This is a genomic window from Myxococcales bacterium, assembly GCA_022563535.1.
In the GTDB taxonomy this organism is placed as follows: Bacteria; Myxococcota_A; UBA9160; order UBA9160; family UBA4427; genus DUBZ01.
The window spans coordinates 64550-89581 of sequence record JADFNE010000008.1 but is presented as its reverse complement, the minus strand read 5'-3'; the positions used below and the strand labels follow the sequence as shown (position 1 = coordinate 89581).

At 60.6% G+C, this 25032-nt stretch carries 25 protein-coding genes; 9 read left to right on the top strand and 16 right to left on the bottom strand.

The genetic code is table 11. From position 1 onward, the window contains the following. Positions 1-15: 15 nt before the first annotated feature. Positions 16-783, top strand: a complete 768-nt coding sequence (locus IH881_04515; GenBank protein MCH7866935.1) for an SDR family oxidoreductase — start codon at positions 16-18, stop codon at positions 781-783. Here the strand turns inward: IH881_04515 and IH881_04510 are convergent. Continuing rightward, entirely contained in the window at positions 780-1577 is a 798-nt protein-coding gene (locus tag IH881_04510; GenBank protein ID MCH7866934.1) for a hypothetical protein, read from the bottom strand. The genes IH881_04515 and IH881_04510 overlap by 4 nt on opposite strands. Positions 1578-1698: 121 nt before the next feature. Between IH881_04510 and IH881_04505 the strand changes: the two genes are divergently transcribed. Next, positions 1699-2982 (top strand): hypothetical protein, encoded by a 1284-nt coding sequence (locus tag IH881_04505; GenBank protein MCH7866933.1) that lies wholly within the window; start codon positions 1699-1701, stop codon positions 2980-2982. Between the two features lie 2 nt (positions 2983-2984). Here IH881_04505 and IH881_04500 read toward each other — a convergent pair whose 3' ends face one another. Then, positions 2985-4694: a glutamine--tRNA ligase/YqeY domain fusion protein gene (locus IH881_04500; protein ID MCH7866932.1), complete on the bottom strand. Its 1710-nt coding sequence runs from the start codon at positions 4692-4694 to the stop codon at positions 2985-2987. A gap of 241 nt (positions 4695-4935) precedes the next feature. Between IH881_04500 and pheS the strand changes: the two genes are divergently transcribed. Genes pheS through IH881_04485 form a run of 3 tightly spaced genes read left to right on the top strand, consistent with a single transcriptional unit; the run spans position 4936 to position 8926 of the window. After that, positions 4936-5961 carry a phenylalanine--tRNA ligase subunit alpha gene (gene pheS, locus IH881_04495; protein ID MCH7866931.1) on the top strand — a complete coding sequence of 342 codons (1026 nt, stop codon included), beginning with the start codon at positions 4936-4938 and terminating at the stop codon, positions 5959-5961. Beyond that, positions 5955-8378 (top strand): phenylalanine--tRNA ligase subunit beta, encoded by a 2424-nt coding sequence (locus tag IH881_04490; protein ID MCH7866930.1) that lies wholly within the window; start codon positions 5955-5957, stop codon positions 8376-8378. The genes pheS and IH881_04490 overlap by 7 nt, the downstream gene beginning before the upstream one ends. A gap of 41 nt (positions 8379-8419) precedes the next feature. After that, positions 8420-8926, top strand: coding sequence for a tRNA (cytidine(34)-2'-O)-methyltransferase (locus tag IH881_04485; GenBank protein MCH7866929.1), 507 nt, complete (start codon positions 8420-8422; stop codon positions 8924-8926). A 6-nt stretch (positions 8927-8932) separates the two neighbouring features. Here the strand turns inward: IH881_04485 and IH881_04480 are convergent, their stop codons facing one another. The 3 genes from IH881_04480 to IH881_04470 all read right to left on the bottom strand — a co-directional run bounded on the left by IH881_04480 (position 8933) and on the right by IH881_04470 (position 11933). Next, positions 8933-9676, bottom strand: coding sequence for a hypothetical protein (locus tag IH881_04480; protein ID MCH7866928.1), 744 nt, complete (start codon positions 9674-9676; stop codon positions 8933-8935). A 48-nt stretch (positions 9677-9724) separates the two neighbouring features. Beyond that, entirely contained in the window at positions 9725-11035 is a 1311-nt protein-coding gene (locus tag IH881_04475; protein MCH7866927.1) for an adenylate/guanylate cyclase domain-containing protein, read from the bottom strand. Positions 11036-11141: 106 nt separating this feature from the next. Then, a complete protein-coding gene (locus IH881_04470; GenBank protein ID MCH7866926.1) occupies positions 11142-11933 on the bottom strand; it encodes an RNA methyltransferase in 792 nt (263 codons plus the stop codon). Positions 11934-12062: 129 nt separating this feature from the next. On the opposite strand from IH881_04470, the gene IH881_04465 reads away from it, so the two are divergent. Beyond that, positions 12063-12545, top strand: a complete 483-nt coding sequence (locus tag IH881_04465; GenBank protein MCH7866925.1) for a low molecular weight phosphotyrosine protein phosphatase — start codon at positions 12063-12065, stop codon at positions 12543-12545. A 19-nt stretch (positions 12546-12564) separates the two neighbouring features. After that, on the top strand, positions 12565-13422 hold the full coding sequence (locus tag IH881_04460) for a fructosamine kinase family protein (GenBank protein MCH7866924.1): 858 nt from the start codon (positions 12565-12567) through the stop codon (positions 13420-13422). 427 nt (positions 13423-13849) lie between these two features. Here IH881_04460 and IH881_04455 read toward each other — a convergent pair whose 3' ends face one another. The 11 genes from IH881_04455 to IH881_04405 form a co-directional block, all read right to left on the bottom strand. Further along, on the bottom strand, positions 13850-14851 hold the full coding sequence (locus IH881_04455; GenBank protein MCH7866923.1) for a 1-acyl-sn-glycerol-3-phosphate acyltransferase: 1002 nt from the start codon (positions 14849-14851) through the stop codon (positions 13850-13852). A gap of 131 nt (positions 14852-14982) precedes the next feature. Then, a complete protein-coding gene (locus IH881_04450; GenBank protein MCH7866922.1) occupies positions 14983-16671 on the bottom strand; it encodes a Na(+)/H(+) antiporter subunit D in 1689 nt (562 codons plus the stop codon). 22 nt (positions 16672-16693) lie between these two features. Beyond that, positions 16694-16993: a hypothetical protein gene (locus IH881_04445; GenBank protein ID MCH7866921.1), complete on the bottom strand. Its 300-nt coding sequence runs from the start codon at positions 16991-16993 to the stop codon at positions 16694-16696. Positions 16994-17003: 10 nt separating this feature from the next. Further along, the gene (locus IH881_04440; protein MCH7866920.1) at positions 17004-18458 is read right to left on the bottom strand and encodes a monovalent cation/H+ antiporter subunit D family protein; all 1455 of its coding nucleotides are present in this window, start codon (positions 18456-18458) and stop codon (positions 17004-17006) included. Then, positions 18455-19924 (bottom strand): monovalent cation/H+ antiporter subunit D family protein, encoded by a 1470-nt coding sequence (locus tag IH881_04435; GenBank protein ID MCH7866919.1) that lies wholly within the window; start codon positions 19922-19924, stop codon positions 18455-18457. Before IH881_04435 ends, IH881_04440 begins: the two co-directional genes overlap by 4 nt. Further along, the gene (locus tag IH881_04430) at positions 19921-20295 is read right to left on the bottom strand and encodes a cation:proton antiporter subunit C (GenBank protein MCH7866918.1); all 375 of its coding nucleotides are present in this window, start codon (positions 20293-20295) and stop codon (positions 19921-19923) included. The genes IH881_04435 and IH881_04430 overlap by 4 nt, the downstream gene beginning before the upstream one ends. Further along, positions 20292-20717, bottom strand: a complete 426-nt coding sequence (locus IH881_04425; GenBank protein ID MCH7866917.1) for a Na(+)/H(+) antiporter subunit B — start codon at positions 20715-20717, stop codon at positions 20292-20294. Before IH881_04425 ends, IH881_04430 begins: the two co-directional genes overlap by 4 nt. A gap of 26 nt (positions 20718-20743) precedes the next feature. Then, the gene (locus IH881_04420; GenBank protein ID MCH7866916.1) at positions 20744-21316 is read right to left on the bottom strand and encodes a DUF4040 domain-containing protein; all 573 of its coding nucleotides are present in this window, start codon (positions 21314-21316) and stop codon (positions 20744-20746) included. Then, positions 21300-21689, bottom strand: a complete 390-nt coding sequence (locus tag IH881_04415) for a monovalent cation/H(+) antiporter subunit G (GenBank protein MCH7866915.1) — start codon at positions 21687-21689, stop codon at positions 21300-21302. The genes IH881_04420 and IH881_04415 overlap by 17 nt, the downstream gene beginning before the upstream one ends. Next, positions 21686-21925 carry a pH regulation protein F gene (locus IH881_04410; GenBank protein ID MCH7866914.1) on the bottom strand — a complete coding sequence of 80 codons (240 nt, stop codon included), beginning with the start codon at positions 21923-21925 and terminating at the stop codon, positions 21686-21688. Before IH881_04410 ends, IH881_04415 begins: the two co-directional genes overlap by 4 nt. Before the next feature lie 35 nt (positions 21926-21960). Further along, a complete protein-coding gene (locus IH881_04405; protein MCH7866913.1) occupies positions 21961-22434 on the bottom strand; it encodes a Na+/H+ antiporter subunit E in 474 nt (157 codons plus the stop codon). Between the two features lie 217 nt (positions 22435-22651). On the opposite strand from IH881_04405, the gene IH881_04400 reads away from it, so the two are divergent. Together IH881_04400 and IH881_04395 are read left to right on the top strand one after the other, a co-directional pair. Beyond that, on the top strand, positions 22652-23470 hold the full coding sequence (locus IH881_04400; protein ID MCH7866912.1) for an NAD-dependent deacetylase: 819 nt from the start codon (positions 22652-22654) through the stop codon (positions 23468-23470). A gap of 50 nt (positions 23471-23520) precedes the next feature. After that, on the top strand, positions 23521-24528 hold the full coding sequence (locus IH881_04395; GenBank protein ID MCH7866911.1) for an LLM class F420-dependent oxidoreductase: 1008 nt from the start codon (positions 23521-23523) through the stop codon (positions 24526-24528). Positions 24529-25032 lie beyond the last annotated feature (504 nt).

Sequence of the window (25032 nt, the reverse complement as noted above, 5' to 3'; positions counted from 1 at the left end):
TGCCCGGGAGAAGACATGGCAGTTGCAGCAATTACAGGATCGGCGTCGGGCATCGGCGCTGCGGTCAAAGCGCGCTTCGAAGCCGAAGGGTTCGAAACCATCGGCATCGATCTGCGCAACGCGGATGTTGAAGCGGACCTTTCAACCGAATCCGGCCGAGCATCAGCGGTTGACGAGATTCTGACTCGCTGTGGTGGCGCGTTGGACAGATTGGTCTTGTGCGCGGGGCTCGGCTCATCGGTCAAGCCCGCCTCACTGATCTGCAAAGTCAACTACTTCGGCGTGGTCGATCTGCTCGACCCGCTGCTCCCGGCCCTCGCCAAGGGCACTCAGCCCAATGCAGTGGTGATCTGCTCAAACTCCGCACAGATGGGCGACTTCGCCGAACATCCTTTCGTACTCGCCATGCTCGAACACAACGAAGCCGAAGCCTGCGAGGTGATCGACAAACTGGAAAGTTCGATCGTCGCCTACATGGCCAGCAAGCACGCGGTCGGTCGCGCGGTGCGACGTCGTGCCGGCGAATGGGGAAGAGCATCCGTACGGCTCAATGCGGTATGTCCGGGCCCGACCAACACGCCGCTGCTACAGGGATGCATCGACGATCCCCTCACCTCGGAGGCGATCAAAAGTCTGAGCATTCCACTCGGTCGGCGCGGCGAGCCCGAAGACATCGCCAATTCGGTCTGGTTCCTCTCCGGTGAACAAGCCAACTGGATCCACGGAAGCATTCTGTACGTGGACGGCGGAAACGACGCGGAGATTCGGCCGGATCGCTATTAGGCTTGGCCGTCTGCTTGGTCATGCCCTTGGCCATGCGCTTGGCGTAGCCGCTCTCCCATCACCACGGCCATCGCGGACTGCAAATTGTAGGACGGCAGAAACCCGTGCATGGGAACGCGCACCACCTGATCCGCCTGGGCGAGCAACGCGTCCGGGATACCGCCCTCCTCTCCCCCGACCGCAATCATCAGTGGCCCGCGCAAGTCGATCTGCCACGGCGCGTGCTTGCCTACATCTTCGACGGCCACGATCGTGCGCCCCGCGGCTCTAGCCAGGGCAATGGATCGCCCGGCGTCTTCGAAGTGAACCGGAAAAAAACGATCTACCCGCATCGCGTAGCGCAGACAATCACGGCGCTCCACGCGATCGAAATCGCTGGCGATCACCACACCGGCCGCACCCGAAACTTCGGCACTGCGAATCACGACGCCCGCGTTGCTCGGATAGACGCACTCGACCAGCAGCCACACGACACCCGGCTGCTGCATGACCGCCTCGAGACTCGTCCCCAGCGCCGGCCCAACGAGTGCCAGGATCTGCGTCTCGCCTCCAGGGGGTGCGAGCCGAAGCATTTCCCGCGCGCTCACGCGTCGAATCGCGATGCCCATGGACCCGGCCCGGTCGACGACTCGCGCAACGGCTGCATCACGAGATTCGTCGAGACAGAAGATCATCTGAATCGCGAGATCGCTGCGCGGATCTGAGTCGGAGGCGAAATCCCCGGCGCGCGCAAGCGCACGTTCTATTTCCGCGGGACCGCAGAGCCGCCTTCTTTCACTCTCTTGGGAAGCCATCACGACCCAGGATAGCGAGACGAGCGGGTGACGACGCCCCAAAGCGAGATTCGCAGCTCTAGCCCCTGGCTGGGCCTGCCGATATCAGCCCATGGGAACGTGCGAACCGGAGAGATGGACCATGCTTCGACGGCTGATGTGGATCACGGGGATTGGCGCGCTGCTGATCGCAATCAGCCTGCCGGGCTACATCGCGCACCAACGCAATCCTACAGGCGGGCCGGACGATGCAGACCTGTCCGTGATCGTCCAGACCATCACCGCCCAGGAAAACGGTCTCAATCATCTGCTCGCAGCCGTGCAACTCTGCGAATTCAATGACGCCGACCAACTCATGGCCGAAGCAGTCTGGGCGGGTGAGGACATCCAACCCGAAAATGTCGCGGATTTGCTCCTGGCCAATGCGGCGGCCCTCGATCGACTGCGCCAGGCCCTCGCAGCTCCCCACTTTCGGCTCCCCAAAGTGAACGCCAGCGAGCTGGAGTTCACCCCCGAAATCCCGCTCGAAACCGAGCACCTCGTGCAGCTCCTCCGTCTGGCGGCCCATCACAACGCGAATCTCTCCGACTGGGATGCAGCGTTCGACAATGCCCTCGACATCTTGCGTCTGGCCCAACGAGTCGAAGGGGCCAACCATGCCGTGCTCACGACGACCCTATTGAGCATGGGCTATCGCGCCGACGGTCTCGAAACCCTTCGCCGCCTGGTGGCCAGCGCTCCGCTGCAAGCTTCTCAGGCCCGGCGCTGGGTCGACCTCTTGCCCGCCTACCGCAGCAGCTCCGCGGCCTGGAAGCGAATGTGGTCGGCGGAATATCAGCATTGGAAAGCCTTGCTCGGATGGATCTCAGACCGAGCGAAGGAAAAACAATGGACTTCCGGCGGGTCGGCCAAATCCGACGAAATCGCCGAGATCGAGCTTCGAGCCCTCGAGTTACAGACCCGGCGCACCCTCGAAGACTTCGCCGCTGCCACGCGCACGTATCAACGCGCCAGCGAACTGGATTGCAACAACCTCGAAAAACTTCCGTTTCCGACCCCACCCGGCGCGCTGGGGCCGGAAGCAAACCCGGGCGAGGGAGAAGACGCGGAACCGCGGTACAGCACCCCCGACTACCGGAGCTTCTTCCTGCACCGGTGTGCCCTCGACACGGCACTCGAAGCGACGCGAACGTTGTTCGCGCTGCGGGCGTTTCAACAAGATTGGGGGCGCTTGCCGGACCAGCTGAGCGAACTGGTTCCCCAGTATCTGGACTCGGTTCCCACCGACGCATTCAATGGCGCGCCGATTCAGTACTCACGCGGTCGCAAGTTGATCTACTCGCTCGGAACCGTCGAGACACAGAACTCGAAAGACGGGGCAGCGGCGCCCGGGTATCAAGAGCCGAGCTACCCCATCGAATTCTAGCGCTAGTTCCCGCGACCCTTCTTCGAAGCCTGCTTCGCAACCTTCGCCCAGGTATCTCGCAACGTCACCGTGCGGTTGAATACCAGGTGGTCTGGTTTCGAGTCGAGGTCGACGCAGAAATAGCCCAGGCGCTCGAACTGGAAGGACTGCCCCGGGATTGCGTCAGAGAGGCTCGGCTCTACGATGCAGTCGGTAAGGACTTCGAGCGAGTTTGGGCGCATGTAGTCGAGCAGGGTTTCCCCTTCCTCGAGCGCCGACGGGTCTTCGATATCGAGCAGCGTGTCGTAGAGCCTCACCTCGGCTGGGATTCCCGCCGCAGCCGATACCCAATGCATGGTGCCCTTGACCTTGCGGCCGTCCGGGGAGTCGCCACCGCGGGTCGCCGGGTCGTAGCTGCAGCGCAGTTCGATGACCTCACCTGTGTCATCCTTGATTACGTCGGTACAGGTCACGAAGTACGCGTACCGCAACCGCACCTCCCGCCCGGGCGCCAGGCGAAAGAATTTCTTCGGCGCGTCTTCCATGAAGTCATCGCGTTCGATGTAGATCTCGCGCGAGAAGGGAACCTTGCGCTTTCCTGCGCCCTCGTCTTCGGGGTTGTTGATCGCATCGAGTTCTTCGATCTCGTCTTCGGGGTAGTTTTCGATGACCACCTTCAGTGGATGCAAGACCGCCATGCGGCGTTCGGCAACTTTGTTCAAATGGTCGCGCACACTGAATTCCAGCCGCGCCATCTCGATCAGATTCTCCCGCTTCGTCACCCCAATGCCTTTGCAGAAGTTGCGAATCGACTCCGGCGTATATCCCTTGCGGCGCAGGCCAGCAAGGGTGGGCATGCGGGGATCGTCCCAACCAGCGACGTGCGCCTCGTCCACCATCGCCCGAAGGCGACGCTTGGAGGTCACGGTATAGGCGACGTTCAGCCTCGCGAACTCGATCTGTTGCGGATTCGACGGAACGTCGAGCTGTTCGAGAAACCAATCGTAGAGCGGGCGCCGGTCGGTAAATTCCAACGAGCAGAGCGAATGGGTGATCGACTCGAGGGCGTCCGAAAGACAGTGGGCAAAGTCGTACATCGGATAGATGCACCAATCGCTACCCGTTCGATGATGCGATGCTTTCATGATCCGATAGATCGTGGGATCGCGCATCGGGAGTACTGAAGAAGCCAGATCGATCTTGGCCCGAACCACATACGCACCCTCATCGAACTCCCCGGCCCTCATTCGGGCGAAAAGATCGAGATTTTCTTCGACGCTGCGAGTACGGCCCGGACTTGGATTGGCCGGCTCGGTCAGACTGCCGCGATTGGCCGCGATTTCCTCGGAACTCCAGTCGCAGACGTAGGCCATGTCCTTTCCGATCAGCTCGACCGCAAATTCGTAAAGCCGATCAAAATAATCGGAGGTGAAATAGAGATGCTCTCCCCAATCGAACCCCAGCCATTGGATGTCTCGCTTGATGGCCTGGACGAAATCGTCCTCTTCCGCGACGGGGTTGGTGTCGTCGAAGCGCAGATGGCAGCGACCGCCGTGCTCCGCCGCGACGCCAAAGTCGAGGCAGATCGCCTTCGCGTGACCGATGTGCAGCAGACCACTCGGCTCGGGCGGAAAGCGCGTCACCACGCGTCCGCCGTGCTTGCCCGACGCCACATCTTCGTTGATCAACGCGCGAATAAAATCGCTCGCCGCATCGGATTCTTCGTCGCTCACGGAACTCCCTTTGTCCGGTTCATTTTTTCGTGCAATGAACGGCGCGTTAAGCTAACCAAATCAACAACTTAGATCAAACAAACTCGCTACCGGGGTCAGCCGGGTCGCGAGAGCGGCCGAGTGCGTGGCCGTGGCCTACGTTCCCGGCAAATTTACAGCCGCGCAACGCCGACAATGGGGCCGGCGACGCGCGATTCGGGATCGTTCATCCAGACCTCTGGGTCGCGGAGTTTGAAATTCGATGGGGAGCCATCAAGACATTTTGCAGCAGGCGCAGGAGAAGATTCTCGCCGCGCAATCGCCGGATGCTCTGAAACAGATCGAACGCGAGTTTCTCGGCAAGAAGGGAGCGGTGGCGGGCCTGCTGGCCTCGATTCCCAGCTTGCCCGAAGATCAGCGACGCGATGTTGGCAAGAACGCGAACCTGCTGAAGAAGGCGATCCAACAGGCCCTCGAAGAGCGCGGCAGCGCACTCGCCGCGTCGAGCCTCTCCGCCGAACGCAAAGGCGAAGGCTTTGACCCGACCCTGCCCCCGGCACGACTCCAGACCGGGTCCCTGCACCCCATCACCCAGGTCACCCGAGAGCTCGAAGATCTCTTTCTCTCCATGGGATACACCGTGCTCGACGGTCCCGAGGTAGAACTCGACTGGTACAACTTCGAAGCCCTGAACATTGGCCGCGACCATCCCGCGCGGGATTCCCAGGACACGTTTTACTGCGACGAGGAGGGGAAGTATTCCCTGCGCCCCCACACCTCACCGGTGCAGGTGCGCGCAATGGAAACGCTCGAACCGCCATTTCGCGTGGTGGCTCCGGGCCGCTGCTTTCGCAACGAATCCACCGACGCCAGCCACGAACACACCTTCCACCAGATGGAGGGGATGGTGGTAGGCAAGGACATCTCGGTGGGGCATTTGATCGGGGCCATGAAGACGCTTCTGCGCGGGATCTTTCACAGAGACGTGGAAGTCCGCCTGCGCCCGGGCCACTTCCCCTTCGTAGAACCCGGCTTCGAACTCGACGCGCGCTGCCCGTTCTGCGAACAGGGCTGCAGCGTCTGTGGACGCACGACCTGGATCGAATTGCTGCCCTGCGGCCTGGTGCACCCCAAAGTCCTGCAGATGAGCGGCATCGACCCCGACGAATGGAGCGGGTTCGCCTTCGGCCTGGGGCTCTCGCGTCTCGTGATGCTCCGTTACGGCATCGATGACGTACGCCATTTATTGGGGGGCGATCTGCGCTTCCTGGAGCAGTTCCAATGTTGATCTCACTGCGCTGGCTCAGTCGCCACGTCGAGCTGACGGGCATCGATCCCGAAACCCTGGCCAACGACCTCACGCTGTCGACCGCCGAAGTCGAGGGTGTGGAAGCCTTTGCGCCCCATCTGTCTGACGTCCGGGTCGGACTCGTGTTGGAACGAGAGCCTCACCCGAACGCGGACAAACTCTCGCTGTGCAAGGTAGACGTCGGCGAGGGCGAAGCTCTCTCGATCGTATGTGGTGCACCCAACGTTGCAAAGGGCCAGAAAGTCGCCGTGGCGACGGTGGGTACGGTGCTCCCCGGCGACTTCAAGATCAAGAAGTCGAAGATTCGCGGCGTCGAGTCCCGGGGCATGATCTGCTCGGAACGGGAACTCGAACTCGGAGACGATCACGAGGGGATCTGGGTCTTGCCCGACGCGTGTGAAATCGGAATTCCCGTCGCATCGGCCCTCGAGATCGACGATTGGGTGATCGAGATCGACAACAAATCCCTCACCCATCGCCCCGACCTTTGGGGGCACCGGGGCATCGCAGCCGAAATTGCGGCGATCTACGAACGGCCCTTGAAACCCCTCGTTTGCGATCTCCCCAAGCTGGGCTCGGGTCGCGCGTTTCCCCTGCGAATCGATTCCGACGCCTGCAGCCGCTACCTCGGGCTCTCGATCGAAAATGCCCGGCCCCTGCCCTCTCCCGACTGGCTGCGTTTTTTGCTTTTGGCCGTGGGACAGCGTCCGATCGATCAAATTGTCGATCTCTCCAATTTCGTCATGCTCGACCTCGGTCAACCCAACCACACCTTCGACGCCAAACAGTTGTCGAAGGAAGGCATCGTAGTTCGCGACGCACGCGAGGGTGAAACCATGACAACCCTCGACGGCGAAGAACGCAAACTCGAGACCAGCGACCTGCTGATCTGTTCGGGCGACGAACCGGTGGCGCTCGCGGGGATCATGGGGGGCGAGGCTTCGAAGGTAGGAGAGGACACGAGCCAGTTGCTGCTCGAGGTGGCGACCTTCCATCCCACCGTGGTACGCCGCACTTCCACACGCCTCGGCCTGCGGACCGAATCTTCGGCGCGCTTCGAGAAGAGTCTCGATCCAACGCTGCCGCTGAAAGCAGCAGGGCACTTCGCACAACTCCTCTCGTCCCTGCAGCCGGAGGTCCGCTTTCCCGCCGCACTTGCGGACGCCGGGAACTGGAGCGATCCCGCCAACACGATCACGATGCGACCCGATCGGGTGCGCACGGCATTGGGCAAGGACATCTCGAACGACGAGTTCGAAAACATCCTCACCCGCCTGGGCTTTGGCGTGAAACTTACAGGCGAGAACTTCCAGGTGAGCATCCCCTCGGCCCGGGCCACCAAGGACATCACCATCGAGCAGGACTTGATCGAAGAGATCGGTCGCATCTACCGCTACGGCAATGTGCCCGAGCGCGCATTGGTCGCGGAGATCGCTCCGCCCCAGCGCGACTTGCGGCGCCTGATGGTGCGCAAGATCCAGGACCGACTCGCCGGCAGTGCGCGCTTCAACGAGGTCATGAGCTACTCGTTCATCCCCGACTCGATGGTCGAACTACTCGGAGAGAGCGATACGCCCCACGTTCGCATCGTGAACCCGATCGATCAGGCCGCAGCCCGCATGCGGCGCAGCATTCTGCCCTCCCTGCTCGGAACCCTCGAAAACAATCGCCGCCAACGAGAGGACGTGCGTCTTTTCGAAATCGGCAAGGGCTATCACCCCGAAGTCGCCAACGAACGCGGCGAACCCCGGGAAGTTCATCGCGTGGCCCTGGTTCTGATGGCGCCGATGCCGAACAAGCAAGCCGCGTTCGACGACAACGCGTTCGCTCGGCTGTACGGCATCGTCGACGACCTGCTGGGACACCTCGGCCTGGCGGCCCCGAGCTATCAACCGGCCGAAGACGCCCCCGCCTGGGCGCACCCCGCCCGTGCGCTGTCCGCCGTGTTCAAGAACGTAGACGGCACCGCGCTGCACCTCGCAAGCCTTGAACCCGGCATGGCGCGCGATCTCGGGCTCACCGGAGAACTCACCAGCGACACCGCCGTTGCCGAAATCTCCATCGATCATCTCTTGCTCGCGGAAGACCGAGGTCCGGACTATCGGCCCATCCCACGCTTTCCGGCGGTCAAGGTTGATGTCGCGGTCGAACTCCCCGAGTCGACCCAGGCCGCGGAACTGGTCAAAACGATCGAACAGGCGGGCAAGGGTCAAGTGATGAGCGCCGAACTCTTCGATGTCTATCTCGGTGACAACATCGGCGAGGGCCGCAAGAGCCTGGCCTACCACGTGCTTCTTCATTCCGAAAAGAAGACCCTGACCGACAAGGATCAGGCAAAGTTCCTGAAGCGCCTCGAGCAGGGACTCGAATCCCTGGACGGCCGACTGCGTAAATAGGCGCGGGGTAAACAGCGCGGGTCGGAAACAAGAATCTCGCTATGGAAATTGTCCTCGTCCATCCGGAGATCCCGCAAAACACCGGCAGCACGGCTCGCCTCGCCGCAGCGGTCGATCTTCGCCTGCATCTGGTCGAGCCGATCGGTTTCAGTCTGGACAGCCGGCACCTCAAGCGCGCCGGTCTCGACTACTGGCCCGACGTCGACATGCTTGTCCACGCGAGTTGGCAGGCCCTGCAGGAAGAACTCAGCGCAAATTCGAATCGACCGCTAAAAGAGCGCCTGAGATTATTCACAGCTCGGGGGGGCGAGTCCCTGTTTGCAGTCGATTTCGAAGCGGACGATGTATTGGTTTTCGGCTGCGAGTCAAAGGGGCTGCCAGAAAATCTGCTCGCGGAGTACCCGGAGCGCAGGGTGACGGTCCCCATGAGGGGCGCGGTCCGCAGCCTGAACCTCGCCAACATCGTGTGTCTGGGTGCGTACGCGGCACTACATCGGACCGATGGTCTCGACAGGTTCGAGTTTGGCGAATTCGAGAACGAAGCCTGAGCGGCGTTAGCGCTTGCCGCCCTTGCGTTTCTGGCGAAAGCCGGGTCGCGGGGCTCCGGGCGGTTGTTGACGCATGGAAGCGGGGGGGTTCTCGAGCTTGAGCGCGTACCACGACATTCCGAACCGCTTCATATTCATCTTCTTGCCGTTCTGCAGCCGGTTGAGATTGTCCTTGGTGGCTTCGCTCTTCTTGTCCACTTTTTCGCACTTCAGCAGCGTCTCGATCGCCCGCTCTCGATCACCCTCATGCAGCAACAGCCACGCCTTCACGTTGTAGAGGATCACCTGCTTTTTGTTGAAGCTGATGGCCTCTTCGACGGCCTGCTTGGCCTTGTCGAAGCGCTTGTTCCGATAGTGCAACGCGGCCAGAAAGAGTTGCGCTTCTGAACTCCGACGAGCGGATTTGTCGAGACTCACCAGAGCCTCTTTGTCGTCGCCGAGGGTGTACTGCAAGCACCCGATCTGTGCGTAAATCTGACCCTTCAGCATGATCTGCCAGCGAGCCATGGGCAGCATTGCTTCGAGAGACTGCAGAGCAAGCTTGGTGGCCCCGGCCTGCATCTGCTTCTGGATCGCGAGAAACTTGGGCTCGAGCCGCTTCGCGAGCATTCGCGAAATGATGAAGAACGAAAGAAAGAAGACCAGCACCAGCAAGACGATGCCCATCGCCCAGCCCTTCCACAGATCCAGCGCAGTCCAAATTCCACCGGCGATCGCGCCGATTAACAGGGAAACCAAAGCAGAATACACAGCCGGTCACTCTCATTTGAGCGGCCGAGAAGGCGACCGCGGCCCGCACTATACCGAAGCCGACCTCGGACGGGCATTGCCTGGCCGAGGTCGCACAAACACCGCCAGCGAGAGCACCACGCCCCAGAGTGTCGCGTACAGATCCAGGGCCTCGAGGACGCCGTAGCGGGCGGGAACGATCTGATGCGTAGCAGCGCGCCCCGCCCCAGTTTCTTCCGCCGCCAGCCAGCCAAATTGGCCCGGGGCAACCGCGACCCGGAGCCATGACTCTGCAGATCGCGTCTTCGCGGTTTGCGCGAGGGGCAGTCGCTGTCCCGGGAACGTCACCGCGACCACAGGGGCGTCCCGAGACGGCGTATTGTGCAGGACCAGGTCGGGCTCGCGAATTTCGACCAGGGACTGCCCAGCGGTTTCCAGAACATGGCGAAATTCTCCGGGCCAATGAATGGGCGTCGAGTACGCCACAAGCTGAATCATGCCGAACCCCGCGGCGAACGCCACGGCTCCTCGCAGCAGCAGCAGCCACTCTTCTCGAGCGGCCCGGATCAGCAACGGTGCGGCAAGCGTGGCGACGAGCAGCAATGCCGCTCCGAGACTGGATTGCGGATCATTCTCGACTGCCCATTGCGGATTCAACACCAGGCTCTGCCATCCCGGGCGAGACTGCAGCAGCGTCGGTGCGATCGCGGCCGCGCCGACGAGCAATGCTGTCGCAGTGCAGACAGGGTAAAACATCAGCTCGAGAAGCCGTCGCAGCCTGGGGCCGGAATGCCGCTTCGGAACGCAATCGAGCATGCTCTCGGTTCGCCACCAACTCACGCGATAGAGCAAGATCGAATTGGTCTTGCCTCGTGGCGTAAAACTTCCCCGTCGCGAAAGGAAGTAGCGTTCTTGATCGAGGTATTGCACCACGGAGTCGGAGATCAAGATTTCGTCGCCTTGCGCCTCATCTTCGACCCGCGCCGCCACATTCACGGTGTTGCCGTAGACGTCGTCGTCTTCGACCAGCGCCTTGCCCCGATGAATTCCGATGCGAACCTTGAGTTGGAAGTCCGGATCCTTTTCGCGGATCTCATGCAGCGCATGTTGCATGGCGATCGCCGATCGAACCGCATTCTCGGGCTCCGAAAACGACGCCATGATCGAATCGCCGATCGTCTTCACGACCTCGCCTCCATGGGCACCGACCAGGGGAAGTAGATTCTGGTTGTGTTGCTCAATGCGATAGCGCGTCTCGATATCGCCCATCTCTTGCCAGTGACGGGTCGAGTCGACAATGTCGGTAAAGAGAATCGTGATCCACTTTCGCGACTGCGAAATTCTATGAGTGGCGTTCTCGTATGTACTTGATCTGGGCATGATGGCTCGCTCGAAATTCTCGCATCGGATGTTCTCGCTGCGGATCTGAGGCGAAGCCGCGAATTTCGATGTGCCGCGCGGATGGAACGCAGGCAGTTCCGGCGGACTACCGAGCACCTTTCAGGGGTTGACCCGAGATGGTTCCCGCCGCTTTGTAGCAAGCCAGCGAAACGGCGACTGCGACGTTCAAGGATTCAACCGGACCTTGCAGCGGGATGGACAGCCGTCGGTCCAGCATCTCCGTCACCTCCCTCGACAACCCCTTTGTTTCACTGCCGGCAACCAGCACCGAGCGATGTGGCAGCTCATGTTCGAACAGATTCGAACCCTCTGGATGGGTCAAACCCGCGACTTCGAATCCCGCCACTTTGAGTTCCATCAGGCCCTCGGCCAACGTTTCGCAACACAGTATGTTGCAGCGATAGAGCGCCGAGGCCGACGCCTTGATCGCCAGGCCGTTGACCCAGGGTGAACCGATCTTCGGCCAGAGGATTCCGTCGAGCCCACAGGCCACGAGCGTTCGCACCACCAGGCCGATGTTCTGAGAATTCGTCACGCCATCCAGAGCGATGAGTCGCTTGGGTTGGCGGGCGGCCTTGCCCTTCTGGGCCTCGAGGTAGGTCGTAACGTCGATCACCCGACCGAGCCGGATGCGTGCTGCCACTCCCTGGTCGTGACGAGGCTCGCCGGAAAGCGCATGTACCTGGGCGGGCGTGCCCACGCGCAGATCGATTCCCGATTTGCGACACGCAGCCAGGAGATCATCGCGAAACGGCGCGGGCACCGACTTCGCCACCCACACCTCACAGACCTCGAGATCGCGAGCGTCCTGGTCAAGGGCTTCGCGAACGGCGCGCCGTCCAAACACGACGAGTTCGCGATGTCCGCGCTTTTTCATGCGACTTTCCGCGTTTCCCACCCGGCCGCCTCCTTTGTGCGGACCGGTACCATAGCTCCAGGTCCCGGGGCGCGGGCACTTGCTACGCTCCGCGACCCAATCCACCGCTCCCGGGAGGAAACCCATTCCATGATCCGAGTCTGCTTTGTTTGCCTGGGAAACATCTGTCGCTCCCCGACTGCCGAAGGCGTCATGCAGAATCTCGTGAGCCAGGAGAATCTCGAAAACGCAATCGAAGCCGAAAGCGCCGGAACCGCGGGATACCACACGGGCGAACTCTCCGACGTGCGCAGCCGCGAGGAAGCCTCGCAACGAGGCGTGCACCTCGAGAGTCGTGCGCGTCAGTTCAAGGCCGCAGATTTTCGGCGCTTCGACTACGTCCTCGCCATGGATGTCCAGAACCTGTCCGACCTACGGCAACTGACCGACGATCCCGACGAACTCGCCAAACTTTCACTGCTGCGAAGTTACGACGCTACAAAGTCGGATAGCCAAGATGTCCCCGACCCGTACTACGGTGACGGCAACGGATTCGAGCGAGTCTACGACATTTGTGAGGCCGCGTGCCGCGGACTGCTGCGACACATCACCGAAGAACACAACTTGGGCTGAGGCTCGAGATGCGGGTGCAATGACCAGAGCTGAAGCCCACTACGAAAACTTGATCGGGCGACCCGTACGCAGGGTTGCCCCAGTGTCCGGGGGAGACATTGGCAATAGCGTCCGCATCGAGTTGAAAGACGGGACTCCGTTGTTCGCCAAGCACTACCCGGGTGGGGAGAGCGCGATGTCCGCCGCCGAGGCACACGGACTCGATTGGCTCCGTGAGTCGGATAGCCTGCGCGTTCCGTTGGTGATCGCGACAACCTCGAAAGGCGATCCCTATCTCGTACTCGAGTGGATCGAACAATGCCCGAGGGTCGACAAGTTCGACGAAACCCTGGGCCGCGGTCTGGCCGCGCTACATCAAAGCGGCGCGCCCCAGTTCGGGCTGCTTCGGGACAACTACATCGGCTCGCTTCCACAGCGCAACGACTCCCGAAAGCGCTGGTCAGAATTTTACGCGCTCGAACGGATTGCTCCGCAGGTCGAATTGTCGCGGCGGTCTCAGCGACTTCCGCTAGACCTCGAGCGCAAACTCGAGCGACTGATCGAGACGATGTCTGAACATTGCGGCCCCGAACCTCGGGTCGCGCGTCTCCACGGCGATTTGTGGAGCGGAAATCTGATCGCCGACGACCGCGGATTGCCATGTTTGATCGATCCCGCTGTCTACGGTGGACATCCGGAGATGGATCTCGCGATGATGAGGCTGTTCGGCGGATTTTCTGCGCGAGTGTTCGATGCGTATCGCGAGGCGGCTCCGCTGGAACCGGGCTTTGAGCAGCGCACAGCGCTTTGGCAGCTCTATCCACTGATGGTTCATGTCAATTTATTTGGCGGAAGTTACGTCACGCAGGTGGAGCAGGTTGTGGCGCGGTATGTGTAGCTTGGGGAGATAGATGGGACAAGGCTCCCGACCCCCTGAGACTCGATCCCCAAGGCCCCGGGGACCTGACCGGCCAAAACGCCAATCCGAACAGAAAGATCGCGAACCCCACTCCTGCAACGATTGCAATCATCGTTACACACCATGAGGTAAATCGTGCCCTACTCAGGCCCACCATCGAGTAGTTCACAGGGCTCGCAAGTGCGTGGACGTCGCGTCGCATGCAACACCTCTTATCCCCCCTTGGTTTCCATGAGGAGATGCAAGAAGTGTGCGAATCAAAGTGAACTGAGTAAAAACGACAAAAACGAAGCAAGATCGAGGGCCTCGCGAGGCAGCTGCAGCCGGGTGTCGAGAAGCAACCAGGCGGCAAGCAGGAACGTTGCGTTCACACGGAGCCCAAAAAGACCAGTGCCCAGGCTGCTGCTCAGAGAAAGCGATCGCTGCCCGATTCGACGGGGGAGGCGCCATCGCCGTACTGATATTGAGGATCCACGAGTTCGTTGATCCGATCCATCACCACGTCGACGAAGCCCTGCAACTTGACCTTGTGTTGCGCTTCGTGTCGGGAGTCGAAGGGCGTGAAATCGTCGGGGATGTGAAAGCGTTCCATCTCTTTGTAGGGAATCGGTTCTCCAAAGCGATAGACGATCCGGCCCCCCTTTCCGAAGGGAGAGGCGCCGGGATAGACGAGATCCGATCCGCTGCAGCCGACCGGAACCACCGTGGCTTGAAACCGCAGCGCCATTTCCGCCAGTCCGATGTGGCCAGCGCTCAGCCGGATCGAGCGGGTGCCCTGGGGAAAGATCAGCAGGTCGAGGCCGAGATCGAGTGCGCGCTCATTGAGAGACACGAACAACTCCATCATCACGGCAAAGATCGAGTTGATGTACTCGGGATAGCTCTTTCGCTCGGGATCGAACGCGTAGCCCAATACATCCCGCGGCTCGTTCAAAAGTTTTTCCGAAACCGCCGCGGAGAGCAGGGGCGTCTCTCCGACATCCCCTTGCGCAGTCTCGTCGACCCAACTGCGCAGCGCCGTGTATTCGTCGGATGTCGGCGTCCGATCCATCACAGAGACGAAATCCCGGGTGATCAGATACCCCCGTGAAACGGTGGGGATATTGTTGGTGAGCTCCATGAACTTGCCCAGCAGGGCGTTTTCGTAGTACTTGCCCTTGACCCAGGTCGCGGTAAAGCGATCCAGGCTTTTCCACAGCTGAAACTGGAACGGAAAATAGTTATAGCGATCGGTGTGATTCATCGCGTAGATCACTGAACGTTGGGGAATCCGCTCGAAATCCTCCAAAATAATTTCGACCTGTGGCGGCAGGCGAAAGTTTGGCCAGAGACCAATATTGCCAATCACCTTTTGAGCCAGGGGATATCGGCTCAACGGGATTCGCTTGAGACGCGGGATGTCGAGCAACTGCCTTACCTCCGGCGGGATGAACTCGCGCTGCGACCTGCCTCACGACATTAGCAGGCGCCTACAAAGTGCAGAGTAACCCGCCCCTGCCCCCTCCCGAGCCGCGAAATCCGCATCGGAGCCAGCCGGCCTTAGTAGTAGAGCACCAGGTAGGTAAACAGCATGACGGCCGCCCACAACGTGGTCGCTCCCGTGGGCCAGGGTTCGCCGAGGGGACCGAAGGGTTCGTGGATCTTTTCGACCTGGGACAACAGCGCCCGGCGTCCGGCGTGAAACTTCGACATGCTGAAATCAAGGGTCACGGTATAGGCTGCACCAAGCCGATCTCGGACCGAAGGCAACAGTCTGCGGTAGAGCCAGTCGCTGTCGAGCACCGTGCTGCGCAGTTCGGGCGGGTAGAACCCCGTCTTCATCAAGAAGGTGAATGCAAGCGCAGAAAACAACAGCAGCTGAAGCATGCTGACCACGTGTGATGTCGTGTATGGCTCGTAATCCACCGGATATGGCAGCAGGCCGTAGAGCACGCCCGGGAAGAGCCCGATCGCCAGACACAGCGCCGCCGCGATCCCCATGGCCAGCAACATGTTCAGCGGCGCTTCCTTGACCCGGTGACCCCGATCGTGGGCAAAGAACGCAAAGAACGGAATCTTGATCCCCGAGTGATGGAAGACGCCCGCGGACGCGAAGAGCATCACGAGGAATGCGATCGTGTGGTTTCCCTCCGCGGACGCGGTCAAGATCATGCTCTTGGTGACGAATCCGCTGGTGAGGGGGACCGCCGAAATCGATGCAGCGCCCACGATGCAAAAGATCGTCGTGAGGGGCATCGACTTGTAGAGCCCCCCCAGTTCCGAGCCCTTGATCGTACCCACGCGGTGCAGCACAGCGCCCATGCTCATGAACAGCAACCCCTTGTAGATCACGTGGGCACAGACGTGGGCCACAGTTCCGTTGAGGGCGAGTTCAGTTCCGATCCCGATGCCGACCACCATGAAACCGAGCTGATTGTTCAGGCTGTAGGCCAGAACCTTGCGCAGGTCGTTTTCGATCACCGCATAGAAGATCGGGAACGCGGTCATCGCCGCGCCAATCGGAATCAGGATTTCGGTTCCCGCAAAGCCCCGTGCCAGGGCGTAGATCGCCAACTTGGTGGTGAAGGACGATAGGAAGACCGTGCCCGTCACCGTGGCGTTGGGATACGCATCCTGCAACCAGTTGTGCAGGAACGGAAAGGCCGCCTTGATGCCGAAAGCAATGAAGATCAAAGTCGCTCCCGGGCTGTCCAGGCCCAGGTGATTGAACGCGAGAGAGCCGGTCTCCGCAAAATGGATGATCGCTCCCGCGAGCAGCAGCACCCCCGAGCCGACTTGAATGATCAGGTAACGCATACCGGCGCGCAGGGACGCTTCGGTTCGATTCGCCCAGATCAAGAACACCGAAGAGACGGCAGTGAGTTCCCAGCAGACGAACAGCGTGATCAGATCGCCCGCAAAGACTGCAGCGATGGCGCTTCCGGCGTAGATCAAGGCCGATGCCGCCTGGAGCGAGTCCTTGACCTTCATCGCGTAGATCAGACTGATGAACGTGGCGACGTAGAAAACCACGCCGAAGGCCCGGGACAGTTCGTCGACGCGCATGAGTTCGAGTTCGTAGCCCATGAACTCGCTCGTCAGGCTGCTTCCGAGAGGAAGCGCGAGCAACTGAACGAGCCCCATCACCGGAAGCACGAGCATGAAGACCTGGCGTACCGAGCCCCGTAAAAGCGGCACGACGAGCGCGCCCAGGATCATGAGCCAGCCCGGTGGAAGCAGCATCGCCAAATTCGTAACGCTGTCGGTCGGACTATCCGTCATAGTAATCTTCGTCGCGCATCAAGACCTTGCGTATTCGCTTCGCCGCCAACACCAACAATACGCAGGACACGAAGCCGTAAAGGGCGTCAGAGCCGGGGAAGTCCAAGAAGTCGTAAGGAGAGTGCTTGTGAAAGAAGAGTTCTGCGGCCACCGATGCAGCGCAGAGCGCGACGAGGGTCCAGATGATCTTGTTTACGTTCTCGGGAACGTCGAACCAACCCTTCTCGAGTTCGCCTTGCTCGCCCTTCGCGCCGTGCGCGCCGCTATTTTTATCTTGGTCTGGATTCACAACGATTCCCTCATCCGCCGACCATCGGGAGCAACAACTCTCTGATCTTCGGGGCAAAGAAGAACAATCCCACACTTGCGAGCGCCGTCACGCAAAGCGGCACCACCATCGCAGGGGAAGCCTCCTTGATATCGCCGCCAGCGTCGGCGGCCGATGGTTCTCTGAAGAAACCGCGCACCACGATCGGCATCAGATATCCAATCGAAAGCAAGCTGCTCAGCATCAGAACCCCCACGAAGACCAGATGGTGTCCCTCGGCTGCGCCCAGAATCAGATACCACTTACTCCAGGCTCCACCCATCGGAGGCAGCCCAATGATCGAGAGAGAACCGAGGAAGAACGCCGCAAATGTAAAGGGCATGCGTCGCCCAAGCCCGTCCAGTTCATGAACCTCGGTCTTGTGCGCGGCCACGTAGATTGCGCCCGCACAAAAGAACAGCGTGATCTTGCCCATCGCGTGCATCGCAATGTGCATCCCGGCACCTAACACCGCCGACGATGTGGCGAGTGCTGCGCCGAGGGTGATGTACGAGAGTTGACTGATGGTCGAGTAGGCGAGCCGCGCCTTGAGATTTTCCATCGATAGCGCGCGCACCGACGCAATCAGAATTGTCGCGGACGCCACATACATCAACCACACGGACGCTCCGGATTCCCTGAGATGATCGATCCCAAAGACATAGACGAGGATCTTTACCATGGCAAAGACGCCCGCCTTGACCACCGCTACCGCGTGGAGCAAGGCGCTGACCGGCGTGGGGGCCACCATCGCGGCGGGCAGCCAGCGATGAAACGGCATCAACGCCGCTTTGCCCAGGCCGAATGCGAACAACGCCAACAGCACCGCGAGCAAGCCGTTGTCCAGCTTACCCGCCAGAATGCCACCGCTCGTAAAGTCGAGGGTGCCGGCAATGGAATAGGTCCAGATGATCGCAAACAAGAAGAACAGGACCGAAGTCGAAACCAGGATCCCCAGATAGACACGCCCCGCTGCCTTCGCTTTCGCGTCGCCGTGATGGGTGACGAGCGGGTAGGTCGAAAATGTCAACACTTCGTAGAACAGGAACATGGTAAAGAGGTTGGCCGAAAAGGCGATGCCGAGGGCTGCCGAGATCGCGATGGCAAAGCAAACGAAGAAGCGAGTCTGGTTGACTTCGCCGTGCCCGCGCATGTAGCCAAATGCGTAGATCGAGGTCAGGATCCAGAGCGACGAGGAAACGAGCCCGAAGAGCATGCCGAGGGGTTCGACCTCGAAAGCCAGGGAAACCCCGGGAAACACGGAGAACATTTCGAATGCGGGTCGCGCCCCCGCCATCACCTGGGGAACCAGACTGGCCGTCACCGCGAAGGTGATCACCCCCGTCAGCACGGTGACCGCGTCCCGCAAGTTTGCAGAGCGTCCCGCAAGCGCGACGAAGATCGCTCCGAGGAGCGGCAGAAACACACTTACGACGACTTCGTTCACCCGCCACCCCCGAGAAGTTGCCGGGCTGCAGCCGAAGCGATGCCCAGGGTCTGGTCAGTCGAAAAGCCGAAGTAGACACTCGCGCTTACCAGGATCCAGGCGGGGATCAGGAACTTCGCCGGGGCTTCACCCGTAATCGCGTTGGCGGGCGCCTCGCTCATATACATCACTTCGATCAAGCGCCACACGTAGACCAGGGCCAAAAGCGAACTCAGCAAGATCAAGATGGTGACGTCGAAGTACTCGCGTTCGATCGCCGCCGAGACCAATACCCACTTGCTCACGAAGCCCACGGTCCCCGGCACCCCAATCATGCCCAACCCCGCCACCACGAGCGCCGCCGCCGTCAGGGGCATGCGTTTGCCGAGACCGCGCATGTCCTCGATCGCGCTCGACCCCAGGCGCGCAACGATGCAACCCGCGACCAAAAAGAGCCCACCCTTCATCAGAGCGTGATTGAAGAGATGGACGATGCCCGCGGTCACTCCGAGTTCGGAATTGAGGCTCAGCCCCAAGGTCATGTAGCCGATCTGCGCGATGCTCGAATACGCGAGCAGGCGTTTGAAGTCTGTCTGATAGATCGCGGCGATGGATCCGATGAACATCGCTGCCAGGGAGAGCGGGGTGAGGATCAAGTTGAGCCTCAGCGTAGAGAACACGAACGCGGCACCGAAGATCGTGAACGAAAAACGCAGCATGAGGTAGTACGCCACCTTGGTAGCGGTCGCTGCGAGAAACGCAGAAACCACTGGGGGCGCGAACGAGTAGGCATTGGGGAGCCACTGGTGCAGGGGCAACACCGCGAGCTTGATACTGATCCCCACCATCACGAAGCCAAATGCGACGATGACGGTGCGGGTCTCCTTTACGTCTTCCAGTCGCAGCGCGAGATCGGCGATGTTTAGCGTGCCGGTCATCTGGTAGAGCAGACCGATACCGATCAACAAGAATGTCGCGCCGATGGTTCCGACGATGAGATAGGTATAGGCCGCCATCAGCGCCCGCCGGTCTCGACCGAGGGCGATGAGGATATAAGTCGCGAGGGACGTGATTTCCAGGAACACGAAGATGTTGAACACGTCCCCGGTGATCGCAACGCCGAGCAAACCCGACAGGCACAACAGAAAGGCTGCGTAGAAGAGATACTCGCGCCCTTCCGGCACCTGGCTGTGACCTGGTCCAATTGGCAGGATCACCGCCGCAATCATCGACACGATCACGAGCACGAACGCGTTGGTCAGATCTACCGCGTATTCGATCCCCAGCGGACGGGGCCAGCCGCCAAACTCGTAGATGACCTGGCCGCTCTCCTGCACCTGGGCGATGAGCAGGAGCGAGATCGCGAAGCCCACGAACGTCACGCCAATGGCCAGCGCACGTACCGTTGCCTGATGCCGCAGCAACAAGCAAATGGGCGCTGCCAACAGGGGAATTACGACCTGAAGTGCGGGAAGGTGTTCGCTCACGAACCCTCCCGGTCCAGATTCACGATCTCGTCTTCCTCGACCGTTCCGTAGGCTTCTTTGATCCGCACCGCGAGCGCGAGCCCGACGGCGGTCGTCGCAACACCGACCACGATGGCCGTGAGCATCAGGACATGGGGCAGCGGATTTGAGTACGCGACGTCCTGGGCCCCTTCAATGAGGATCGGCGCCGTGCCACCGCGCACTTTCCCCATCGAGACGTACAACATGATCACGGACACCTGGAAGATGTTCATGCCCATGATCTTCTTCACCAGGTTGCCCCGGGAGATCATGATGTAGAGACCGATCATCATCAGCACGATGACGGCCCAGTAGTTCCAGAGTCCGGCGAACGTTTCGAATGGAGTCATCGCTGATTCGCCCGCCCCGCGAATGCGTAAAAGATCGCGACCATCACCGAGGCCACCGTGATCCCGACTCCGAGTTCGATCCAGAAAATGCCTCGATGCAGACCGTGAACCGTGCTGTGATGGTCGAGCACGGCATAGGCGAGAAAGTTGCCGTGCCGGAACAGCGACACCAGTCCCACACCCCCATAAAGAAGAATTCCCGTTGCGGTTCCGATCTCCACCCAACGAGGAGGCAGAGCGCGCTGCAGATCCGCGAGCCCAAAAACGAGGCCGTAGAGAATCCAGCCGGCGGAGAAAATCACCCCGGCCTGGAAGCCGCCACCGGGACCGAAGTCGCCGTGAAACTGCACATAGAGGGCAAAGAGCAGAATGATCGGGAACAACGATTTTGCGACCACGCGCAGAATCAAGTTTTCGCGCACCGGACGGCGGTGGATGAGATCAGCCATCACGCTCCTCCGGGTGGGCCGTCGGGGCCGGTCGAACTGGCGGCTGTACGCCGCCGGGCGCCGCCGAGGAGCAACATGGCCCCCACTGCCGCGGTAAACACCACGGCGACTTCTCCAAAGGTGTCGAAGCCGCGGTAGCTGGCCAGCACCGAAGTCACGACGTTCGGAATCTCGATATCGACTCTCGAACCAAGGAGGTACTCCGGGGCGACGTGATTATGAATGGGCGCCGCCGGGTCACCGTAATAAGGCATGTCGAGGGTGCCAAAGATCAGCAGTGAACCGGTACCGAGCACCACGAGCAGGCCGGTCCAATGGTGCTGGATTGAAGACTTTTCGGAAGAATCCGTGAGACTCAAAGCGCCGAGAAACAACACCGTCGAAACCCCGGCCCCCACCGCGGCTTCGGTAAAAGACACGTCGACCGCATCCATCAACAGCATCATGCCCGCCGAAACCAGGCTGAAGATTCCGAGCAGCATCCCGGCCGCAAACAGATCGCGCACCCACGCCACCGACATCGCGATCGCAATCAGGAAGACGAACAAGAAGAACTCAACCGGAACCGTCACGGGTGCCTCCCGCTGTCTCGTTCGATTGCGTTGCGTGCGCCGCGTCTCGTGACAGATCCCAACGCAATCCTTTGGCGTAGGCGGATTTGAACAGCGCGTGGGTCGAGGTCGGGCTCGTGACGAAGAGGAAGAAGAGCACCATCGCAAGTTTCACCGCAACCAGGCCAAAGCCCGCCTGAAACATCAAACCCAGCAGGATCAACCCGGCTCCGAGGGTGTCGGTCACCCCGGCCGCGTGCCCCCGCGTATAAAAATCGGGCATGCGCAGCATGCCGATTCCACCGATCAAGCAGAACAGCGAGCCGATCACCAGGCAGATCCAACTGACGAGATCGAGGGCGCTTGCGACGAACACGCTCGGATCGGCGCTCACGACTGGTCCTCCCCCTCGCCTGCGAGACTCCCGAAGCGACTGAAGCGCAACAGGGCCAGCATGCCGATGAAGTTCATCAGCGCGTAGAGAATGGCGAGATCGAGCCACTCCGGACGACCGGTCAGGAACCCGCTGACCGCGATCAGCAGCACCGTCTTGGTCCCCATCATGTTGACCGCCTGCACGCGATCAAACACGGTCGGGCCGCGAAAGGCGCGGACCAGGGCCATCAACATCGTCGCCAGGATGGCGGCGGTCGCCACGACAAACACTAGCCCCGACCCTCCAGCACACAGACCCGCTGGTTCATCTCACCGGTCTCGAGTCCCGCCGCAAATTCGTCGGAGAGTGCGTGGACGACCATCTCGCCCTCGCGCACCGCCAGGGTGATGGTGCCCGGCGTGAGGGTGATCGAGTTGGCAAAGATTACGCGTCCCACGTCGGTCTGCTGGGAGGCCTTGGTACGAAGAATATGTGGGCGCATCGGGAGCATCGGATTCAGGATGATCTTTGCCACATCAATGTTCGACTTTACGATCTCGAACAACAGCCAGGGCAGGTAGACCCAGGAACGAAAGAACATGTGGTAGGGAAGGCTCTCTCGATCGACCAGTCCGGTGCGCACACACGCGGCCACGACCAAGGCGCAAGAAAGCGCGCCGTAGGCCAACATGACGGGCTGGTAGTGGCCGGACCAAAGCAGCCAGAATATCGCCAGATGTATGAAGAGAACGAGCGCCTGCATCCCTACCCCCCAACCGGGTTCATCGCCCGAAGGCGTGAGAACGCCCCGCGCTTAGACCTTGTATCCCCTTCGATTCATTACCGTTATCCGCCCTGAGGGGCAGATGAGTGTAGACGATCCTGATAGCCCGTGGGGTGCTCGACTGCAATCCCAGCCAACGCCGACAATACTCGGGGGGACAGGCGCTTCCGCGGCCACATCGTGCAACAATCGGGAGATGCCAGAGATCGACTCCCCCACAGGCCCTGAGGCCGCCCCCGCATCCCAAGAATCGATCGCGCTCGCCCGGCAGCTCATCCGCCAGGCCAACCGCATCATGGTGCTCACCGGGGCGGGGATTTCGACCGACTCGGGCATCCCCGATTTTCGCGGACCCGAGGGTCTGTGGACGAAGAACCCCGCTGCGGAAAAGATGGCGACCTTGCAGAACTACATGGCCGAACCCGAGGTGCGCGTCGCGTCGTGGCAGGCCAAGCTCGAATCCGATTTTGGCCGACGTGAGCCCAATGCGGGGCATCTCGCCCTGGTCGAACTCGAGCGTCAAGGTCGACTCGACACTTTGATCACCCAGAACATTGACGGGTTGCACCACAAAGCGGGTAGTACCGTCGATCGCATCGTCGAAATTCACGGCACGGTTCGCGAGGTCATGTGTATGCAATGTGAGGATCGCGGACCGATGGAACTCGCGCTCGAGCGAGTCCGAAGAGGAGAAGAGGATCCGGCCTGCCTGAAGTGTGGCGGCATCCTCAAGGCGGCAACGATTTCGTTCGGTCAGGGACTCGTGGAAGAAGACCTGCAACGAAGTGAGCAGGCGGCATCGAGTTGCGATCTCGCCATCGCCATCGGCTCGACACTCTCTGTGTATCCGATCAACAATGTCATCCCCCTCGCCAAGAGCGAGGGGGCGCGAGTCATCATCATCAACGGCGGTCCCACTGAGATGGACGACATTGCCGATCTTGTACTGCGAGGGAGCATCAGCGATTTGCTTCCCGCTCTGGTTGCCGATCTCGGGGCGTATCCATCGCCTTAGATCGATGCTCGTCAATCCTCCACCGTTCGCTGGGAGTACCTATGTCCGATCTGAAGCTCGGAGTCCAACTCGGTTACTGGGGCGCGCAGCCGTCGCCCAACGCGATTGAAACCGCCCAGCAAGCCGAGCAACTCGGCTTCGATTCAGTCTGGACCGCAGAGGCCTGGGGTTCGGACGCCTTCACCCCGCTCGCCTGGATTGGTGCCCACACCTCAAAGATCCGCCTCGGAACCTCCGTCGTACAGTTGTCCGCCCGCACGCCCACCGCCACCGCAATGGCGGCACTCACCCTCGACCACCTTTCCGGCGGTCGCATGATTCTCGGCCTAGGCGTCTCTGGACCCCAGGTGGTTGAGGGTTGGTATGGACAACCCTTCAGCAAGCCCCTCTCTCGAACCCGCGAATATATTGGGATCATCCGTCAAGTACTGGCGCGAGAAGATCCGGTGTCGAGCGACGGACCTCATTATCCCCTGCCCTACAAGGGCGAGGGGTCGTGGAATCTGGGCAAGTCCCTGCGCTCGATCACCCATCCTCTGCGCGCCGACTTGCCAATCTTCATGGGCGCAGAAGGTCCAAAGAACGTGGCGCTGGCCGCCGAGATCGCCGACGGCTGGCTGCCGCTGTACACCAACCCGTTCCGACCCGAGATCTATGCAGACTCTCTGAAGAACGTGAAACCCGACTTCGAGATTTCGCAGTTCGTCATGGTGAACGTCGACGAAGATCTCGAACAAGCGTTGGCGCCAGTCAAAGCCATGCTCGGTTTCTATATTGGCGGGATGGGGGCCAAGGGCAAAAACTTCCACCTGGATTTGATGAGCCGCATGGGATACGGGCAAGAGGCCCACGAGATCCAGGAACTCTTCGCTGACGGAAAACGGCCCGAGGCCATTGCCGCGGTGCCAGACGCCTTTGCGGACGAGATCTCGCTCTGTGGTTCGAGGGATCGAATCAAGGAACGGCTCGAGGTCTGGAAGAAAAGTCCCGTGACGAGCCTGCTGCTCGCAAACCACGACGTGGATGCGATGCGGATGATGGCGGAGTTCTTGCTCTAGAAAGTTCCGCCGTACAGAACGTATTTGATGGTGAGCACCCGGAATGGAACTCCGAGCCGTTCATTCCCATGACCAGGATCCCTCGCACTTTCTTCGCCAGAGTCGCGCTCGATTTCTCGGGAACATCGTCTCGCGCCAAGGCTCCCCGCTCGCAATCGCGGGGAGCCACTCGTTCTCACCGCCGATTCCGCGTCAGCAACCTTCAAGCGGCGATGGATCACCTGAGAAGCCAGATGATCAAAGGTCGCATCTAAAGCCACCCACTCGCCTTCCGATGCTCATGTAAGTATTTGGGCTGACTCGAATCGTGTGATTCGGGATGACGTCCTGCGTCCGGAGGAGGCCATGATTAGACTTCGAGAGACGACCTGTCTCACGATACTCGTCGCCTGCCTGTCGGTCGGTCTGCTGGCCGGAACACAGGTACGAGCCGAAATCGATCTCGCCTCGTTCGATATCGAAGATTTGATGTCGATGGAGATCACATCGGTTTCGAAAAAGTCT

Coding starts and splice junctions, on each gene's coding strand:
- IH881_04460 (MCH7866924.1), top strand. CDS start 12,565: ATGACCAGAGCTGAAGCCCACTACGAAAACTTGATCGGGCGACCCGTA.
- IH881_04490 (MCH7866930.1), top strand. CDS start 5,955: ATGTTGATCTCACTGCGCTGGCTCAGTCGCCACGTCGAGCTGACGGGC.
- IH881_04510 (MCH7866934.1), bottom strand. CDS start 1,577: ATGGCTTCCCAAGAGAGTGAAAGAAGGCGGCTCTGCGGTCCCGCGGAA.
- IH881_04475 (MCH7866927.1), bottom strand. CDS start 11,035: ATGCCCAGATCAAGTACATACGAGAACGCCACTCATAGAATTTCGCAG.
- IH881_04430 (MCH7866918.1), bottom strand. CDS start 20,295: ATGACTCCATTCGAAACGTTCGCCGGACTCTGGAACTACTGGGCCGTC.
- IH881_04505 (MCH7866933.1), top strand. CDS start 1,699: ATGCTTCGACGGCTGATGTGGATCACGGGGATTGGCGCGCTGCTGATC.
- IH881_04400 (MCH7866912.1), top strand. CDS start 22,652: ATGCCAGAGATCGACTCCCCCACAGGCCCTGAGGCCGCCCCCGCATCC.
- IH881_04485 (MCH7866929.1), top strand. CDS start 8,420: ATGGAAATTGTCCTCGTCCATCCGGAGATCCCGCAAAACACCGGCAGC.
- IH881_04515 (MCH7866935.1), top strand. CDS start 16: ATGGCAGTTGCAGCAATTACAGGATCGGCGTCGGGCATCGGCGCTGCG.
- IH881_04405 (MCH7866913.1), bottom strand. CDS start 22,434: ATGCAGGCGCTCGTTCTCTTCATACATCTGGCGATATTCTGGCTGCTT.
- pheS (MCH7866931.1), top strand. CDS start 4,936: ATGGGGAGCCATCAAGACATTTTGCAGCAGGCGCAGGAGAAGATTCTC.
- IH881_04470 (MCH7866926.1), bottom strand. CDS start 11,933: ATGAAAAAGCGCGGACATCGCGAACTCGTCGTGTTTGGACGGCGCGCC.
- IH881_04465 (MCH7866925.1), top strand. CDS start 12,063: ATGATCCGAGTCTGCTTTGTTTGCCTGGGAAACATCTGTCGCTCCCCG.
- IH881_04410 (MCH7866914.1), bottom strand. CDS start 21,925: ATGTTGATGGCCCTGGTCCGCGCCTTTCGCGGCCCGACCGTGTTTGAT.